A 19608-nucleotide genomic window follows, 5' to 3' on the forward strand; every position below is an offset into this window, starting at 1 on the left:
TGCATACTTCGCTCTGCAACCATTCATCCCTACCGCCGGCCGTGGGTGAAGCCCCGAATTCCTGCGAATATCGATCGGCGCGCGAATCAGCCGAAGAAGCGCCGCAACTCCACCGCGACCAGCTCGGGCTGCTCGTCGGTAAACGCGGCGGTATGCCCGACACCGGGCAGCATGACATAACCGGCATCCGGCAGAACGGTATGCAGCTGGTCCAGCGCGGGCTTCAAATAGCCGACGCTTTTACTGCCGCCGAGTAGCAGCGTGTCGCAACGCAGTTCGCTCACGTCTGCCCATCGGACCCCGGCATTGCGCACGATCTGCACGTCGTAGCGTCCGGTCGGCACGAGATCTCGCACCGGCATCCCGGCGCCGATGTCGAGCCGCATCATCAACGTCGTCAGCGGCCGCAACACGAACCGGGGCAACGACGCGAAGCTCCGCACGTCCGCGGTGCCCTGCAGAATGGTGGCGAACGCCGCGGCGATCCGCCCCTCGTCGAGCTCCCGCTCGAACCGCGGCGCCCAGGTCAGCGGCGAGACCCCGCCGACCGACAGCGGCGGCTCATACAACGCGAGCTTGCTGATCTGCGGCAACGCCAGCGCCGACCGCAACGCGATCACCGCCCCCGAACTGAGCCCGAACACGTACCGCGCACCGGTCTCCCGCAGCACCGCGGCCAGATCCTCGATCTCCGCCTCGATCCCGTAATCCGGCCCTACGGTGCCGCTCATGCCCCGCCCGCGCCGATCCGGCGCATACACGGTGAAGTCCTGGGCCAGCGCACGCGCGAGCCCGTCGAACATTCGCCCCGTCATCATCGCGCCATGGACCAGGATCACGCCCGGCCCCCGCCCGATCCGCCGATACCCGATCGGTGTGCCGTCACTCGACCACACCGACCCGGTCTCGAATTCTATCGATTCCACCGTATTGCTCCGCATACGACCACTGTGGTCGTCACCGATTGCACAGCCCTTGCACCGCGATGTCGCGATCGAGCGGGGCGGTCCGGCGTCGGTAACCTGAGGGTTGGAAACCGAACCGGCCGGACAGTGGGGGAACGATGAACGACGAATCCGCGCGGCGGCCGAAGGGGCTGGGTAAACGCGCGTGGGTGACGACCAAGCTGGTGCGCCGCGTACTGCGCGCACTCGCCTGGTCGAATTTCGTGCACGTCACCGTGATCGGGCGCGAGGCGGTGCCGAAGACCGGTCCGGTCATCGTGGCCAGCAATCACATCTCGATGCTGGACGCGGTCTTCCTGTGGGGCGCGCTGCGGCGACGCGCCATCGCCATCGCGATGGCCGAACTGTGGTCCTGGCCGGTGGTCGGCTGGCTGGTCCGCCGACTCGGCCAGATCCCGGTGCTCCGCCGCAACGGCGAGTCCGGCCAATCCGCGCTGACCCAGGCCGAACAGATCCTCCGGCACAACGGCGTCCTGCTCATCTACCCCGAAGGTCGCCTCGTCGCCCCCGGCGAACACGAACCCTACAAACCCGGCGTCGCGAAACTTGCTCTGGCAACGGGAGTTCCGATTATCCCCGTCGGCACCACCGGCACCGACCGTGTCCTCCCGATGCGCCGCACCCGCGGCACCGCCCCCGCCTTCGACCGCCACCAGCAAGTCACCATCCACTTCGGCACCCCCATCGACCCCGCCGACTTCGACGACCCCGAAAAACTCCTCGACCACCTCCGCCGGCAGATCGAAAACCTGCGCGTCCCGGACTGATTCGCCGAAACCCGAGTTCGCTACACCAAGTGCAGGGTTCGAGTCGTCGCGACCAAGCTCGCCCGGGAATCGCAGCCGATCAGATCGCGCAACCAGGCGACGTCGCGACGGATGGTCTTGATGCTGACGTTCAACCGCTCGGCGAGCTCTTCGTCGGTGACGCCATCGGCGACCCCGCGCAGCACGTCGAATCGCCGCGAACGATTCGGCGGCCGAGCACCGTTCGGCGCGGCGATCACGCAGTCGGTCCGGATCGTGACGCCCTCCAGATCGTGATGCAGCACGCCGATCCGACCGTTATCGATGACGACGCCGCGACTCTCTCCCTCCGGCTGCACGACCATCCGCACCTTCTGGTCCCGCAGCCAGCGCTGTATATCTCGGGTCTCGGGCGACGAGGCGTAAGCCTGATTCCAGACGCTCGTCACCGGTAGACCCTTGAGGTGGGCGTATTCGACGATCGTCCGAACCGCTCGCGAAGAGCCGAGCAAGGGGCGCGCGTGCACGAGGGTGACATTCTGTTCGGCCATCGTGACGGCGGTCTCGGTCAGCGTGGTGAAGGAATCGACGCTGACCGCCATATGCCTGGTGACCGACTGCAATGCCGTGTTGTCGACCATATGGCGCAGGGTCTCGGGCGCGATGAGCTGCGAAAGGCTGGGCACCGGTGCGTGATCGGCCATGGCGACCAGCATGAGCCTGCCCAGCGACAGCAGCGGGCTCGTCGCCCGCACCGCACCGACCGCGTCGCGAGAATCGTCGATCATCTGATGAAATCGCAAGGCTTGCAAGGCTTTATCGATGTCGGCAGGTGAGTGACCGAGCGCCGCCACGAGCGCGCCGACCGGCACCTGCCGTTCGTTGCGCACGTACCGGTACACACTCCCGACCACCGAGGTGCCCCACCCCGCTCCGGCGTCCACACGGCCAGCCTAACCAGTCCTGTCCATGATGACCACAGGTGGACGCCCGGGCGGCAAATAGTCCCAGACCGAAGACGACTCGACCGGTCGATCGTCGCGCATGGTGTCTTGAAGTGGCCGAACCTTGCTGGCCGAGTTGCATGGCCGAGATTTCGACGCCAGGCTGGTTGGTATATCGAGAAAGGTGGGGTTCTCGCACAGCGATATCCTTCCGTTTGGAACTTTCTGCACGAGTCTTGTGAATCGAGGGGCAATGACGACAACGACTACGCGGAATGTAGAACTGCTATATGCCGAACTGGCGCTCGCCGCAGCACGAAAGGGCGCAGAGGCCATCGGGGCACAGGCGCGAATACTGGATACATCCATCAAGGGATCGCGATACGACCTGGTGACCTCGGCGGACAAATCCGCCGAGCGGGCGATCGTCGACCATATCGTCGGCCACCATCCGCAGGACGCGATCATGGCCGAGGAAACCGGAGCTCGAAGCGGCTCCTCGGGCCTACGCTGGGCAATCGACCCCATCGACGGAACAACGAACTTCGTACACGGCCGACGCGATTTCGCGGTATCCGTAGGAGTCGAGTCGGATCGTGATGGCATATTCGCCGGCGCGATTGTCCGACCGGCGTACAACGATTGGGCAGCCGCGGAAAAGGGAAGGATCTATTCGAGCTCGGTACAACTGCAAGTTTCGTCGGTGCCCATCAATCGGGCCCTGGTGGCCGTCGGATTGTGCCACGATGCCGATGCCCGCGCGTACACGATTCGCACGATCATTCCCGCACTGGTGTCACATATTCAGGATTGGCGATGGGTCGGCTCGGCCGCGTGCGATCTGTTCTGCGTGGCCGAGGGCTCGCTGGACGGATACGTCGGCATCGACCTCGAGATCTGGGATACCGCCGCAGGCCAGGCGCTTGTCGAGGCCGCGGGCGGATTCACCACCACCGTGACGGCCGCCGGTATACCGATCCTCCTGGCGGGGTCCGCGGATGTCGTCGAAGGACTGCATCGGGCGATTACTTCGATCGAACATCCCGCCCAGCACGAATTGCGTCGATAGCACTCGGAAGGAGCATCCACTCATGCAGTTGTTGAGCCAGATCGATCGTCCCGACGACCTGCGGAACCTGTCGACCGGAGAACTGGAGCGCTTGGCCTCGGAGATTCGGGCCTTCCTGATCGACCACATCACCAGCACCGGCGGGCATCTCGGCCCGAACCTCGGCGTCGTCGAATTAACCCTTGCGCTGCACCGGATTTTCGACTCTCCGCAGGACAAGATCGTGTGGGATACCGGCCACCAGTGTTATGTGCACAAGATGATCACCGGCCGTCGGAGAGATTTTCCGACGCTACGCGCACAAGGTGGGCTATCCGGCTATCCGTCGCAACAGGAGTCACCCCACGACATTGTCGAAAACTCGCACGCATCAACATCCCTGGCGTATGCCGACGGCCTGTCCAAGGCGTATTCCCTATGCGGCGAAGGCGACCGGAGTGTGGTCGCGGTCATCGGCGACGGCGCACTGACCGGCGGCATGGCCTGGGAGGCGCTGAACAATATCGCCGCGTCGGATGACGCACGACGATTGATCATCGTGGTGAACGACAACGGACGGTCCTACTCACCGACGATCGGCGGACTGGCCAAACATCTGGCGGCACTCCGCACCCGGCCTACGTATGAACGCCTGCTATCGGCCGGTCGGGAACTCTTACATCAGACGCCGATCGTCGGCGGACCGATTTACGGCGCCATGCACGGCATGAAAAAGGGCCTCAAGGACGCGCTAGCGCCGCAAGCTCTATTCGAGGATTTGGGCATCAAGTATGTCGGACCGATCGACGGGCACGATGTAGCTGAGCTCGAAGAATCACTGCGGCTGGCCAAGTCCTTCGGCCGGCCGATCATCGTGCATTGCGTTACGCAGAAGGGACGTGGCTACGGTCCGGCCGAGCAGGATGACGAGGACTGCTTTCACGCGATCGGCAAGCTGGACGCCGTGAGCGGCAAGCCGAACTCATCGGCCACATCGCCGGCCTCGTGGACCTCGGCCTTCGGTGCCGAACTCGCCCGACTGGGAGCGGAGCGACCCGACATCGTCGCCATCACCGCGGCGATGCTGCATCCGGTCGGATTGACCGAGTTCGAGCAGAGCTTTCCCGAACGAACAATCGACGTCGGTATCGCCGAACAACACGCCGTGACGTCGGCGGCCGGTTTGGCGATGGGCGGCATGCACCCGGTGGTGGCGCTGTATGCGACCTTCCTCAACCGCGGCTTCGATCAGTTGCTCATGGACGTGGCTTTGCACAGGTGCGGCGTGACTTTCGTGCTCGACCGCGCGGGCATCACCGGCAGCGACGGGCCGAGTCACAACGGCATTTGGGACATGTCCCTGTTGCAGATCGTGCCCGATCTCCGGTTGGCCGCCCCGCGAGATGCCGCCACGCTGCGGGAAGCGCTGCGTGACGCCGTCGAGATCGAAGACCGACCGACCGTCGTGCGCTTTCCGAAAGGATCCATCGAGCGAGAGGTGCCGGCCCTGGACCGGCTCGACGGCATCGATATCCTCCATCGACATGCGCGCAGTGACGTCCTGATCGTCGGCGTGGGTGCGCTGGCGGGCATGTGCGTGCGTGCCGCGGAATTGCTTGCCGCCCAGGGCATCGGGGCAACGGTCATCGACCCGCGCTGGGTGAAGCCGATCCCGGAGGCTCTGCTCACCCTGGCGCTCCCCCATCGGATGATCGTCACGGTCGAGGACAACGGCCGCGTCGGCGGCGTCGGTTCCGTTGTTGCCCAAGCGCTTCGCGACGCACATCAGCACAAAACCGTGCACGTCCTCGGCATCCCGCAGCGGTTCATCGCCCAGGGATCCCGTGCCGAGATTCTCGCCGAGATCGGCCTCACCGAGACCGGGCTCTATCACTACATATCCCAGCTCCTCGAATATCCCAGGGATGTCAGCCTGTCCGCTCCCGGTGCCGCAGTCTGGCCCTGAGCATTTCGCTATTCGTTGGCGCTCCCGATGGGGGTGGGCAGGAAGCCTGACTGCATGAAGGCGCGGATGTAGGTGTCGAGGACGCTTTCGTCGATAGGTAGGCAGGTGATTGCGCTGCCGGTGAGGGCTTGGGTTGTGTTGGTGCAGTGGATGTTCGGGTTTTCGGTGCCAGCGGTGTAGTTGCTGCCGAGGAGGGCGGCGCGGACCAGGGAGTCGTCGCCGGCGAGGTAGCGGGCGCTGGCCTCGTCGGCGAGGCGGAGTTGGATGGTTTCGAGGGGTTCGGTTTCGATGGGGAGGCCGTGTTTGCGCAGGCAGGTGAAGATGTCGCGGATCGGTAGGGGTGTTCGGTTGACCAGGTGGTATGTGGTGGCGGTCGTGGGGCCGATGGAGATTTCTACGATGGCGCGGGCCACGTAGGTCACCGGTGCGAGGGAGATTGTCGCGTCGCCGACTTCGGGGGCCATGCCGAGGATCACGGCCGCTCGGATCATGTTCCAGAAGGAGTCGTCGGCGCTGTTGACGCCGGTTTGCAGGTCTCCGGAGACAAGTCCTGGGCGGTAGATGTGAGTGGGTACGCCGCGTTCGGCGGCTTGTAGGACCAGTTGCTCCGCAACCCATTTGCTGGTGATGTAGCCCTGTGCGGGTAGTTCTACGGCGGTGATTCGGGTGGTCTCGTCGACCGAGGTTCCAGTGCGGGCGGCGGAGATCACGGTGTTGATGGTGGAGACGAAGTGGACGGGTTTGATTCGTCGAGTTGTCGCCAGTCGCAACACCTCTCGGGTCCCCTCGACGTTGGCGGCGCGCAGTCGAGAGTACGGTTCGAGGTGATTGACCTGCGCGCCGTTGTGGTAGATGACGTCGATTCGTTCGGCCAGCCAGGCGTGGGAGGCGTCGGAGAGTCCTAGTGCAGGTTCGGCCAAATCCCCCGGCACGGGGATGATTCGGGCCTCGGGTATGTCGCTCCACAGTTGGTATCGCCGCAAGGTTCGGTAGATACGTTCGCGTGCCGCCTGGGTGCTTTCGGCGCGGACGAGACACCAGACGACCGCATCGGTTCGGTCGAGGAGTTCCCGCAGCAGGTAGGCGCCGACGAAGCCGGTCGCACCGGTCAACAGCACGTCACGCGTGGGGCGCTGGTAGGTCGGTGCGAGGTCGGCGGTCGAAATCTCCGGTCCGAGTACGGCATCGGCGGTGATCATCGCGAGGTTGTGCGTGGGTGCTTCCTCGCCTGCGATGCGCGCGGCGAGACTGCGCACGGTGGAGGCGCTGAACAGCGTGGCGATCGGCAGTTCGACGCCGAGGCGAGCGGCCAACGCGCGTTGCAGCGTGAGGGTGAGTAGCGAGGTGCCGCCGCGGGCGAAGAAGTCGTCGTCGGCACCGACGCGCCCGATACCGAGTACCTGCGCGAACACCGACGCGACGATCTCTTCGGTCGGCGTGGTCGGCGCACGGAACGCCACCGGCTCGAAGGTCGGCTCCGGCAATGCCTTTCGATCCAGCTTGCCGACCGGAGTCAGCGGAATCTCGTCGAGTACCACGATCGCGGTGGGCACCATGTGCCGCGGCAGGCTGCGTTCGGCGTGCTCGGTGAGCCGGTCGGTGTCAAGAGTTCGGCCGGGCGCCGGACGTACGTACGACACCAGAACCGTTTCCCCCGTGTGGGTTTCGTGGCCGAGCGTGACCGCGAAGCCGACGTCCGGGTAACCGCCGAGTACCGCGTCGATTTCGCCGAGTTCGATACGGAAGCCGCGAATCTTCACCTGGAAGTCCGAACGGCCGACGTACTTCAACTCCGGCGTGGCCGTGCCTGGCGGCGTACACCAGCGCACCAGGTCACCGGTCCGGAACATCCGGGCACCCGGCTCACCCCACGGATTCGCGATGAACCTGCCGGCAGTGAGACCGGCCCGAGCCTGGTAACCCCGAGCCAATGTCCCACCGGCCAAATACAATTCGCCGGTGGTGCCGGGAGGCACCGGGCGCAACCGCTGATCCAGCACCAGTGCGGAGACGCCACGCACCGGCCCGCCGATGGTGACCGCACGGCCCGCAGTCTGTGTGCCGAGAGTCGCGGCGATGGTGACTTCGGTCGGACCGTAGGCGTTGATGTATCGGCGGCCCGGCTGCCATTTCGCCACCAGCTCAGGCGCCGTGACATCGCCGCCGACCAGCAACGTCCCGGTCGGCACGCCGGTCGGATCGACGGTGCTCAACACCGCCGGAGTGGCGCTGCAATGCGTCACTTGCTCGTCGCGCAGTACCGAGGCGAACTCGGGCCCGCCGATCACGTCGGGCGGCAGGATGATCAGCGTCGCGCCGGCCGACAACGTACAGAGCCACTCCAACGCCGCCGGGTCGAAGCTCGGCGAGATCGAGTGCAGCAGTCGATGATGCGGCTCCAGCCCCAAGGCGTCCACGGTGTGCTCGATCAAGCCGGCCAGCCCCGCGTGGGTGACCGTGACGCCCTTCGGCACGCCCGTCGAACCCGACGTGTAGATCAGGTACGCCGGATTATGCAGGCGCAGTGGGGCAATCCGGTCCACGTCGGTGATCGGTGTCGCCGATCGGCGCGCGCAGGCCGCTTCGATGCCCGGGTGATCGAGGATCAGCCAGGTCACGTCATCGGGTAGATGATCGACATATTCGGTGGTGGTCAGGCCGATCACCGCCGACGAATCGGTCACCATGTGCCGCAGGCGGTCCACCGGATACGTCGGATCGACCGGCACATACGCACCGCCCGCCTTGGTTACCGCCAGTACCGCCGAGAGCATGTCGTAGGAGCGCGGGAAGGCCAGCGCGACAATACGTTCCGGGCCGACGCCGAGATCGATGAGAAAACGTGCCAGCTGCGACGAACACTCGTCGAGTTCGCCGTAGGTGATCGATCGACCCTGGTCGCGTACCGCTATCCGGTCCCTCCCCCACCGCAATCCTCGAAGCAGCAGCTCAGGCATCGACGCACCCGCCATCGACTCAGCGGGGTGGACCCGCGTGAGCGCGGCGTACTCGTCGTCGGCCAGCAGCGCGAGATCGCCCACCGGCAGCTGCGGCCGCGCAACGATGTCCGCCAGCAACCGCGCGAACCGGCCCGCCATCACCCGGATCGTCGCTTCGTCGAACAGGTCTCGCGCAAAGGAGAATTGCGCGGTGATGCCCGCGGCAGTCTCCTGAACTGCCAGCGAGAGGTCGAACTTCTCGATATCGGTGTCGAAATCGACTGCTGTGACCTGTAACCCGGGCAACTCGAAGGTAGCGCCCGGCAGATTCTGAAAGACGAACCCGACCTGGAACAACGGATTCCGAGCCGTCGACCGGTCCGGGTTCAGCGACTCCACCAGCCGCTCGAACGGGATATCGGCATGCTCGAACGCTTGCAGATCGACCTCGCGAGTCCGCTCGAGCAGCTCACCGAAGTTCTCCTGCCCCGCGACGCGGGTGCGCAACACCAGGGTGTTGACGAACATGCCGATCACCGCGTCGAGTTCGCTCTCGCCGCGTCCCGCCACCACCGTGCCGACGGCGATGTCGTCCGTGCCCGACCACCTGGCCAGGAGGATCGCGAAGGCGGTGTGCAGCGCCATGAACAGCGTCGCGTTGTGCGAACGGGCGATGTCCGACAGTCCACGCCGTACCTCGTCTTCGATCGAGAACCGCACGTGCCCACCGGCAAACGACCGCATCGGCGGCCGAGACCGGTCGAACGGCAGCTCCAGTTCATCGGGCAGGCCGGCGAGCGCTGTGCGCCAGTATTCGAGCTGTCGAGAGATCAGGCTGTCCGGATCCGTCTCGACGCCAAGCACTTCCCGTTGCCAGATACTGAAATCGGCGTACTGCACCGGCAGTGGTCCCCAACCAGGTTCTGCGCCAGCGGATCTCGCCGCGTACGCCGCCATCACGTCACGGGTCAGCGGTGTCATCGACCAACCATCGGCGCAGATGTGATGGGCGACGAACACCAGCACATGCTCGAGCTGCTCCCCCGTGCCAACCCTGAACAGCCTCGCGCGCAACGGGATCTCGACGGCAACATCGAATCCGGCGGAAGCGGCTTCGATGATCCGTGGCAGCAGATCGGCCTCCTCGACCGGTTCCGGCGTGAGGTCGGCCGGCCCGGCGGACAGAATCGATTGGTGGGCAACGTCGTTGTGCCGCGGATACACCGTCCGCAAGATCTCGTGCCGCGCTATCACGTCCGCGACCGCTCGGCGCAACGCCGCGACATCCAGATCGCCGGTCAGCCGCACCGCGACGGGAATGTTGTAAACCGCAGAATCCCGGTCGAATTGGTTGAGGAACCACATCCGCTGCTGCGCCATCGACAGCGGGATCCGCTCCGGCCGCGGCCCGGCGACCAAAGCCCGGCGTCGACCCGCACCGAGATGCCGCCCGACCTCGTCGGCCAACGCGGACACGGTCGGCGCGATGAACAGCAGCCGGGCCGGCACCCGGGCGTCCAATGCCGCACCGAGCCGCGCCGCGACCTGCGTGGCCAGCAGCGAATTGCCGCCCAGCGCAAAGAAGTTGTCGTCCAGGCCCGTTCGGTCCACACCGAGCACAGTCGCGAACACCTCGGCGACTGCCAGCTCGATGGCAGTCTCCGGTGTACGGAATACCGCGGTGTCGACTACCGGTGCAGGTAGCGCGTTGCGATCCAACTTGCCGTGCGCAGTAAGCGGTATCGCATCGATGACCACGAAGGCCGCCGGAACCATGTAATCGGGCAGCGCCCTGGTCATCTCGGCACGCAACGCAGCCACCTCCGGCTGCCCGACCAGATACGCGACGATCCGCTGGTCGCCGGGAACATCCGCGCGAACCACCACGGCGACTTGGCGAACCGAGTCCAGCGCGAGCAACGCGGCCTCGATCTCGCCGAGTTCGATGCGGAAACCACGCACCTTCACTTGATCATCGGCACGCCCCAGGTAGACGAGATCACCGGCGGCATTCCACGAAGCCAGATCGCCGGAGCGGTACAGGCGGGAACCATCGCCCTCGAAAGGGTTGGCCACGAACCGCGCGGCCGTCAGTCCCGCCTGCCCGAGGTAGCCGCGGGCCAATTGTGCACCCGCGAGGTAGATCTCACCGGTAACCCCGGTCGGGACGGGCTTCAACCGATCGTCCAATACCCAGATCCGCAAACCGGGGATGGCGGTGCCGACCACGCTGCGGTCGGTCGCCGAAACCCGATGGCTCGTCGCATGAACGGTCGTTTCGGTGATGCCGTACATGTTCACCAGCTGCGTCGCAGCGTGCCGCGCGCGCCAATCAGCGAGCCGGTGGAACTCGAGCGCCTCGCCACCGAACACGATGTACCGCAACGACAATGGTTCGGCACTCGCCGACGCCGCGCGGTCCGCTTCGGCCAGCTGATAGAACGCCGAGGGAGTCTGGTTGAGCACGGTAATCCGCTCGCTACGCAGCAGCTCCAGGAATTGATCGGCGGCACGGGAGGCCTCGTAGTCGACGACAACCAATGTCCCGCCGTGCAGCAGCGGCCCCCACAGCTCCCACACCGAGAAGTCGAACGCGTACGAGTGGAACATCGTCCACACGTCCCGGTGGTCGAAGCCGAACTGCGCCTGGGTATTCGCGAACAGCGTCACGACATTGCGGTGCGGAATCAGCACTCCTTTGGGCCGCCCGGTCGAGCCGGACGTGTAGATCACGTACGCGAGATTCTCCGGTCGCAGCACCGCGTTTCGGTCCGCGTCGGTGACTGGGGACGCGTCGAGATCGGATAAATCGCCGTTCACCTCGATCGAAGGCGCCGCGGTCGGCAGGGCGATCCCCGGCTCCGTCACCACACACGCGGGCGCGGCATCGGCGAGCAAGTACGCGATCCGGTCCGCCGGATACGCCGGATCGACCGGCAGGTAGCCGCCGCCCGCCTTCACCGTCGCGAGCAACGCGACCACCAGGTTCAGCGACCGCGGCAACGCCACCGCCACCATCTTCTCCGGACCGAGGCCGAGCGCGATCAGCTTGCGCGCCAACCTGTTTGCCCGGATATCCAATTCGCGGTAGGTCAGTGCCTCGGTGCCGAACTTGACCGCGGTCGCGTTCGGGTACTCGGCCACGACGTCATCGAACAATTCCGACAGCGTCATCCCGGGCTTGGGCGACCGCGGGAACAGCGTGGCGAAGAACGCGCTGAGCGGTTCCGGCAGATGGCGTCGCTGCGCGTGCTCGGCGATCGCGGCCACCGCTGCCTGAGTCACCGGTACGGCATCGAATACACCCGTCGAGCCGGCCGTGACATACGCGATGTCGTCCTCCTGGATGGGCCGCAACCGATCCTCGTACGTCACCGGATCACCCGACAGCCGGACGAGTTCGCGCCGCACATCGAGGTCATCGACCGTCAGCCACTCGATCGAGGCGCCCGGATGCCACGGCATCCCCGCCGTCAGGCCGAGCACCGGCCGCACATCCGACAGCAGGTACTCGGCACGCTCTGCCGACGCCTTCGCATCCACCACGACGAAGCCGGCCCCGGTCTTGGCCACCGCCCACATCGCCGATACCGCTCCGATCGGCGACGCGACGGCCACCGCGACCAGATCCCCCGGTCCGATCCCGCGCCCGATCAACAGCCGCGCCAATCGCGACGACACCTCGTCGAGCTCGCGGTAGCGCAGCGCCGCGCCCGGCATCGGCACGGCCACGCCGTCCGGGTCGGCCTCTGCGGCCGTCGCCAACAGCCGCGGCAGGATCGCTGCCTTGGGCCGTCGCGTATGCACTGGGCGCGTGCGCACTGGTTCGCGCATCGGCCCGGACGGGTTACCGCTCACATCCATCTCTCCCCACACAGGTGCCTTCGGCAGATTGCTGATCACTCGTCGCCATTTGTTGGTCACTTGACCAGTTCGCGACATATAGTCTTTTCAGTCGATGGCGCGACTATCGCCCCCGACCGTCGGATTCCTATCATGAACCCGACCGCATCAGCTCATATCAAGGCTTCCAATTGAAATTAGCCAATCAATAGCTCTTTCGTCGAAAGCGTACCTGAAATGGTGTGCATTCCGCAGCCGAAGGGCACCTGAGCGCCACTCGGCTTCGGCGCGTCACCAGCCTTGGTTGACAACGGGTCCGACGCCACCAGCTAACCAGGAGCTGGACAGAACTGTCGCACACGTGGGTTACATCGAATGACTCCCGGACCGGTGTCGAAAAGACCGACATGTGCGATCACGTCCAGATCCAGTTAACAGGCCATGTCCAATTCGCAAACACTTTCACTCACACATGATTGCTTACCATTTGCCATACTTCAGAATACATGACAATCTCGTGACTCAACGCACATATACCATTTGGATATGATTAGAAAACTATGATGATTCGATTACGGCGGCCATTCCACCGGCCGACAAGCTCACCTGAAGCCGGATAAGCGCCTCCCCTCGGTAATGTGACATCGGCTACTCGGCGGATCGATGTCCCCTCGACCGACTTCGCTTGCGCCCGTTAGGATTCAGGCGTCCTGGTCGGCCTCTGCGGGTCGGCCGGCGGGCACGCCGAGGCCGGATTCCGAGGTACAGTCCATCGCCGATCGGCGCTGTCATGTAACGGTTTCGCCTCGGCGGAAGACGCACTGTGTGGGATTGGGGCAGCCCGCGCGCCGGTTCGACGCACAGCCGATAAGGGAGTACTAGATAGATGCAGGTCCGATGAAGATTTCCGCACTACGCACCACCGCCGCGTTGCGGACCACCGTGATCGCACTCGCCGCCACGTTGTCCGTGAGCCTGCTCGGCGCGGCCGCCTCGGCCGAGCCGACGAAGCCGTCGGCCGTCACCTCCATCGACAAGGCGGGGCGGACCTGGCACCTCAAGGTGTACTCGGCTGCGATGAACACCGACATTCAGATCGACGTGCAGCGTCCGGCCGACGAGTCCAAGCCGGCGCCGAACCTCTACATGCTCAACGGCCTCGACGGCGGCATCGGGACCGCCAGCTGGCAGGCCCAGACCAACGCGCTGGAATGGCTGTCCGACAAGCCGGTCAACGTCATCCAGCCGATCGGCGGCCGCGGCAGCTACTACACCGACTGGCTCAAGCCCGACCCGACGCTCGGCACGAACAAGTGGAAGACGTTCTTCACCGAGGAGCTGCCCCCGCTGCTCGACAAGACGCTGCAATCCACCGGGCTCAACGCGCTGACCGGTCTGTCCACCTCCGGCACCTCGGTGCTGCAGCTGGCCGAGGCCAAGCCCGGCCTGTTCAAGACCGTCGCCGCTTACAGCGGATGTGCGCAGATCGCCGACCCCGCCGGTAAGCAGTTCGTGAAGCTGGCCACCGAGACCTGGGCCGGCGGCGACACCAAGAACATGTACGGTCCGGACAACAGCCCGCTGTGGGCCGAGAACGACCCGGTGATCAACGCGGAGAAGCTGCGCGGCACCCTGCTCTACGTCTCCAGCGGCAGCGGCATCCCCGTGCTGGACGACGTCAACTACTACCTCGGCAGCTCGCCCGGCCCGTCCGGCGCGGTCAACCTCGGCCTCGGCGTGATCATCGAGGCCGCGGTCAACGGCTGCACGAACAACCTGAAGAACCGCCTCGACTCCCTCAACATCCCGGCCACCTACCAATTCAACCCCGTAGGCACCCACTACTGGCCGTACTGGGAACAGGCCCTGCACGACTCCTGGCCTTTGCTCGCCCAGGGCATGAACCTGCAGCCCTGATCACCACTCACGTTCACGGGAGGAGTCCAACGGACTCCTCCCGTTTTCGTCTCACGACATCACCCGGAGCCGACCGCCGTGGGCCACCGGATATCGGACCGAATCGCCCTACAAGACGCCGATTTTGCGCAGTTGGTTGATCCGGGTCCAGATCTGGTTGTCGGGCGGGAAGTGGTCATCGAGATCGCCGGCTTCACGAAGCCGGTCGACGAGGGGGCCGAGTCGCGCTGCCAGGTCTGGACTTTCGGTCCAGTACTCGTCAGCGATGCACAACGTCGCGGCGAGCAGATCTCCCGGGTAGAGGTCACCTTGCGTTAAGAGGTTCTGTTCCAACAGTTTTAGCGCACAGGGCACCAGGGTTCGCATGCTTTCCTGCTGCCCGAGCAAGATCCGGAAATCCTCGGCAGTCATGGAATCGATCGACTTGCGCCTCAGCGCATGGACGGTCCGCATCAGGCGAGTCGCGTCGGCCGGCGGGTCTGACCATACGACGCCATCGATCTGCTCCAGCGTCACCCGCTTCGCATCGTGGCTCATTCTCGGTGTCCATTTCTGCTCATGACGAGCACGGAACTCGTTCCAACGGCCTGCGGACCTGCTTCCGCCACGCCGCATCGGGTATGCAGCGCAAATGGCGTCGTGCAGGGCCTATCGTCACTGCGATGAGTGCACACTTCGAGGAACTTGGTTGGCAGCAGACGGGGATGGGAGAGATCAGTTTGCGGCGGCGGTTCGAGCCTACGGCTCGGGTTGATGTTTATGAGGTCAAGCTTGGGGATGAGTATCTTATGTCGAGTTTGTTCACTGTTGCGGAGCGGGAGCTTGCTCGGTTGGGGTTGGCGCGGACCGACGGCGCAGAGTTGGATGTGGTGGTCGGTGGGCTCGGGTTGGGTTATACCGCGCAAGAAGCGTTGCAGGACACGAGGGTTCGTAATCTTACCGTGGTCGAGTACTCGGATGCGGTGATCGATTGGCACAATCGTGACTTGCTGCCTGACACTGCGGGTTTGACTGCTGACAGTCGAATTTCGCTCGTGTGCACCGACTTTTTCGCCGCGGCGGTGAGCACGGCCGGGTTCGATCCGGAAAACCCAGGCCGAACCTACGACGCGATCCTTCTCGACATCGATCACTCCCCTCGCCATGTGCTGCACCAACCACACACAGCCTTCTACACCCGAGAGGGCATGGAGGCGCTGTCCGTACACCTCACCCCGCACGGCACTTTCGCACTGTGGTCCGACGACGCGCCGGACGACCAATTCCTGTCGATCCTCGAAACCGTCTTCATCGATGTCGCCGCCGAAGAAATCCCTTTCGACAACCCGCTGACCCGCGGCCGGTCGACCAACACGATCTATCTCGCCACCCGATCCTGAATATCAGGAACGGCGCGGAAGGGCATGCAGCACAACCTCACTCAGCTGCCCAGCGGAAATACGCGCCGTCATATACGTGTGCTCGGGCTGCCTCCGCCGATCGGTCGGCGAACCCGGATTGAGCAGTCGCAATCCGCTCTCCGCGACCGTGTCCCACGGAATATGACTATGCCCGAACACCAGCACATCGGTATCCGGAAAGTCTCGCGCACACCGCTGTTCGCGCCCTTTGGCGGCTCCGGTCTCGTGCACCACCGCCAACCGCACCCCGCCCAATTCGACCCGGGCGACCTCCGGCAGCCGAGCACGCAGCGCCGGGCCGTCATTGTTTCCGTACACGCCGATCAGGCGCTTACTGCGCGCCTCGAGCCGATCGAGCAACTCCACCTCGACCCAGTCCCCCGCGTGCACGACCACATCGGCGACATCCACCTCGCCCCACAACTGCTCCGGCATATCCCGCGCACGCACGGGCACGTGCGTATCGGAGATGATCAGCAGCCGCATACCGTCCGGTGTATCACGCGGATTCGGCCGCCGAGGGTTGACGCAGCCGAAGGATATTGATCGGCCACCAGAACCAGCGACCCGCCAGCGCCGCGATGGTCGGCACGACGAACGAGCGAACGATGAGCGTGTCGAGAAAGAGCCCGATGCCGACGGTGGTGCCGATCTGCGCGATATTGTGCGCGTAACTCACCAGCATGGCGAACATCGTCACGCCGAAGACGAGTCCCGCGGTGGTGACCACCCCACCGGTATTGACCATCGACCGGATGATCCCGGTATTGATGCCGGCCGAGAGTTCTTCCTTGAATCTGCTCACCAACAGCATGTTGTAGTCCGCACCCACGGCAACCAGGAAGATGAACGACACCGGCGCCACCGACCAGTGCAACGGATTACCGATGATGTGTTGCCAGATAAGGACGGTCAGCCCCAAGGCGGAAAGATACGACAGCGCCACGGTACTGATCACGGCAACCGCCGCGACGAGACTACGCAGCAGAATCAACACCACACAGAACACGAAGGCGAACGCCGCGACCACGCTGGTGATGAAGTCTTCCCGGGCAAACGCCTCGATATTGAGCAACGTGCCACCGGGCCCGCCGACACTGACCGTGCTCCCGGCCAACGACGTACCTTTCATCGCCTGCAACGACACCGGAATGATCTTGGCGCTCAGATCCATCGCCTCCCGGCTGAACCCCTCCATCTGCGGCGTGACCACCATCCGCGTCACCTTGCCGTCCGGCGAAAAGAAGTACGGCAGAGCACTTTTGAACAGCGGACTGTCGAACGCCTGACTCGGCATGAAGAAGAACCCATTGGGATCGCCCGCGGTGAAGCCCTTGCTGACCTCGTCCAGGAACTGGGTGATCTCCGATATCTGCGGGAGCAGGATGGACAGCGTGCCCTGCAACGGCGCGAGCACGCTGTTGACCTGCGTGATGAAACTCTGTAGCCCCGCGATTTGCGCACCGAGCTGCGGAAGCGCCTGGGAGGCAGAACGAACACCACTCACGAGTCCGTCGACAGTGCTGTCGAGCTGGCCCACATCATCGAACAGCGAGAACCCGGTGACCGCGGCCTGGCACGCCCGGACATCTTGGCAATTCGGGATCGAACTCACGAATTGCCTTGCCGGCCCGGCAGTATCGCGCAGCGAGTTCAGCTTCTCGACCACCCCGCCGACGGCCGACTGCAACGCGACGGCACTGCCGTTGACCTGATCGAACCCCTGCTCCCCGGTGTCGAGCGCCCGCTGCACCCCTTTGATCGTGAGATTCAACTGGTCGATCCGCCCGGCCAACCCGGTCAGATCGTCGAGCCGCGGCGTGAGCATGCTCTTCAACTGGGTGAAACGGTTACCGATGTAGCCCGCCTGATTGGCGAGCGTGCCCTCTTCCAGGGGAGTGGTCAACGGCCGCGTAATACCTTGCACCGCACTGACTCCGGGCACCTGCAACACCGCATTGGTCAGTTTCGCGAGCGCGATCAGATCCGCGGGATTGCGCAGATCATGGTCGGCTTCGACCAGAAACATGCTGGGCGCCATGATGTTCGGCGGCAGATGACGATCGGCCGCGGCGATCCCCAGGTTGGCCGGCGAATCGCTCGGCTGAGCGATGCGCTCGTTGAAGCTGGGCCGGAAGGTCGGCAGCACAAGTATGGCGATGACCAGCACGGTGAGGCTGGCGGCGAGCACCGGCCCGGGCCAGCGCACCACCGCGGTCGCGATCCGCCGCCACCGCCGCTGCGACGACTGCGCACGCGGCTCCAGGAACCCGAGCCGGCTGCCGAGCGCCAGCAACGCGGGTCCGAGCGTCAATGCCGCTGCGAGAGTGACGCTTACGGCGATCGTGCAAGGCAACCCGGAGGTGCTGAAGATCGCGAGCCGGGTGATGGACATGCAGGCGGTCGCACCGGCCACGGTCAGCCCCGACGCCACGATGATGTGCAGAACCCCGTGCAGCGCTGTGTAATACGCCGTCTCCGGATCCTCACCCGCGCGCCGGGCCTCCTGATACCGGCCGAGCAGGAAGATGCCGTAATTCGTCCCCGCACCGAGCACGATCACCGCCAGCAATGCGGACGCGAAGATCGAGACGCCGATTACCTGATGCTCGCCGAGGTAGGCCACCACGGGCCGCGCGACCGCCAAACCCATGCCGACGGTGAGCAACGGCATCGCGACGGTGATCGGCGAACGATAGACGCAGAGCAGAACCACACCGACCAGCCCCGCGCACACGATGATGAGCAGCAACATCGAGTCGTTGATCGCGACGAGCTCGTCGTTGACCACCGCGGACGGACCCGTCAGGTGCACGGTGACGCCCGGCGGTGGCGTGGTGTCGGCGATGATGTCCCGCGCCGCCTGCGTGGATTCCATGGCCAGGGCCGTGCCCATGTTCCCGGCCAGGTTGAGCAGCACGTACGACACTTTCCCGTCGGAACTCTCGCCGGCCGGGGAGAAGTTCGGGTTGGACCACAGGTCCATCGCCGAGTTGACGTGTTTCTTGTCCTGGATCAGCCGGTCGAGCAGCGTCGTGTAGTAGCGGTGCGCGTTGTCGCCGAGCGGCACGTCACCCTCGAGCAGCACGTAGACGAAGTTGTTCGTCCCCGCCCCGCCGAAGGAGTTGCCCATCTTGACGATCGCCTGCACCGAGGAGGCCTCGTCCGGCAAGAAGGATTTGGCGTGCCCGTTGACCACTGTTTCCAGTTGCGGGACAAAGAGATTCAGCCCACCGGCGAGCAGCAACCACACCGCGATGATCGGCAGCGAGAACCTGTAGAGCAGTCGCGCCGGCCACGGACGACCCGGTGCGCGGCGGGCCGGCGTCCGGTCGAACGGCACCGAGAGTTCGCCGCGCAGCTTGACCAGCACCTCGTGGGTCCGGGCCGAGGCCCGCGTCAACCGCTCGTTCACGACACCGGCACCGAGCAGTTGACCGCGGCGAACCGACCGTTCGAGACCTGCACGTCACGGGGCTTGCCGTCGATGAGAATCCGGCACGAGACCTGGTCGGCGTCCGATTGCGCGACGACACCGGTCGACAAGGTCAGCCGGTGTGTGCGCAGCGAGGTCCGCCACGGCAGATCGGCCGAGACGTCCTTGACGTTGCCCTGATCGTCCAGATACGACAGCCGCACGGGTGTCCCGCTCGGCCCGTCGATCTCGTAGTCGACGACCTTCTCGGTCGGACGCCCGAGCACCGGGGGCGCGCTCGAATGCCCGATCGCCAGGTCCGGTATCTCACTCAGTCGCAACCGGCCGATGAATATCGCGGTCACACCCAGAACCAGGAATACAACACCGTATATCCAGGCACTCTTCATGACTTCTCCGCTATC

12 protein-coding genes are annotated in these 19608 nt (G+C 64.8%); 5 read left to right on the plus strand and 7 right to left on the minus strand.

Annotated features, from left to right (window positions below):
• Positions 1–86: 86 nt before the first annotated feature.
• On the minus strand, positions 87–926 hold the full coding sequence (locus F3087_RS19315) for an alpha/beta fold hydrolase (protein WP_223885199.1): 840 nt from the start codon (positions 924–926) through the stop codon (positions 87–89).
• Positions 927–1063: 137 nt separating this feature from the next.
• On the opposite strand from F3087_RS19315, the gene F3087_RS19320 reads away from it, so the two are divergent.
• Positions 1064–1732 (plus strand): lysophospholipid acyltransferase family protein, encoded by a 669-nt coding sequence (locus tag F3087_RS19320; RefSeq protein ID WP_150403401.1) that lies wholly within the window; start codon positions 1064–1066, stop codon positions 1730–1732.
• 20 nt (positions 1733–1752) lie between these two features.
• Here the strand turns inward: F3087_RS19320 and F3087_RS46645 are convergent, their stop codons facing one another.
• On the minus strand, positions 1753–2655 hold the full coding sequence (locus F3087_RS46645; RefSeq protein ID WP_223885200.1) for an HTH domain-containing protein: 903 nt from the start codon (positions 2653–2655) through the stop codon (positions 1753–1755).
• Positions 2656–2779: 124 nt separating this feature from the next.
• Here F3087_RS46645 and F3087_RS19330 point away from each other — a divergent pair, with 124 nt between their 5' ends.
• Positions 2780–3724 (plus strand): inositol monophosphatase family protein, encoded by a 945-nt coding sequence (locus F3087_RS19330; protein WP_150403402.1) that lies wholly within the window; start codon positions 2780–2782, stop codon positions 3722–3724.
• Between the two features lie 22 nt (positions 3725–3746).
• Entirely contained in the window at positions 3747–5669 is a 1923-nt protein-coding gene (gene dxs / locus F3087_RS19335; protein ID WP_150403403.1) for a 1-deoxy-D-xylulose-5-phosphate synthase, read from the plus strand.
• An 8-nt stretch (positions 5670–5677) separates the two neighbouring features.
• On the opposite strand, the gene F3087_RS19340 is transcribed toward dxs, so the two are convergent.
• Entirely contained in the window at positions 5678–12373 is a 6696-nt protein-coding gene (locus F3087_RS19340) for a non-ribosomal peptide synthetase (RefSeq protein ID WP_191094051.1), read from the minus strand.
• A 975-nt stretch (positions 12374–13348) separates the two neighbouring features.
• Between F3087_RS19340 and F3087_RS19345 the strand changes: the two genes are divergently transcribed.
• Positions 13349–14368: an alpha/beta hydrolase gene (locus tag F3087_RS19345; RefSeq protein WP_150403405.1), complete on the plus strand. Its 1020-nt coding sequence runs from the start codon at positions 13349–13351 to the stop codon at positions 14366–14368.
• A gap of 108 nt (positions 14369–14476) precedes the next feature.
• On the opposite strand, the gene F3087_RS19350 is transcribed toward F3087_RS19345, so the two are convergent.
• Complete coding sequence (locus F3087_RS19350) at positions 14477–14905, minus strand: contact-dependent growth inhibition system immunity protein (protein ID WP_150403406.1); 429 nt, start codon at positions 14903–14905, stop codon at positions 14477–14479.
• 125 nt (positions 14906–15030) lie between these two features.
• Here F3087_RS19350 and F3087_RS19355 point away from each other — a divergent pair, with 125 nt between their 5' ends.
• Complete coding sequence (locus F3087_RS19355) at positions 15031–15747, plus strand: polyamine aminopropyltransferase (protein WP_150403407.1); 717 nt, start codon at positions 15031–15033, stop codon at positions 15745–15747.
• Positions 15748–15750: 3 nt separating this feature from the next.
• Here the strand turns inward: F3087_RS19355 and F3087_RS19360 are convergent, their stop codons facing one another.
• From F3087_RS19360 to F3087_RS19370, 3 genes are read right to left on the minus strand one after another with little or no spacing between them, the layout of a single operon-like run.
• Positions 15751–16254 (minus strand): metallophosphoesterase family protein, encoded by a 504-nt coding sequence (locus F3087_RS19360; protein ID WP_150403408.1) that lies wholly within the window; start codon positions 16252–16254, stop codon positions 15751–15753.
• 13 nt (positions 16255–16267) lie between these two features.
• Entirely contained in the window at positions 16268–19183 is a 2916-nt protein-coding gene (locus tag F3087_RS19365) for an RND family transporter (RefSeq protein ID WP_396897567.1), read from the minus strand.
• Positions 19180–19593, minus strand: coding sequence for an MmpS family transport accessory protein (locus tag F3087_RS19370; protein WP_150403409.1), 414 nt, complete (start codon positions 19591–19593; stop codon positions 19180–19182). The genes F3087_RS19365 and F3087_RS19370 overlap by 4 nt, the downstream gene beginning before the upstream one ends.
• Positions 19594–19608: the final 15 nt, after the last annotated feature.

It is taken from the genome of Nocardia colli (assembly GCF_008704205.1).
GTDB classification, from domain to species: domain Bacteria; phylum Actinomycetota; class Actinomycetes; order Mycobacteriales; family Mycobacteriaceae; genus Nocardia; species Nocardia colli.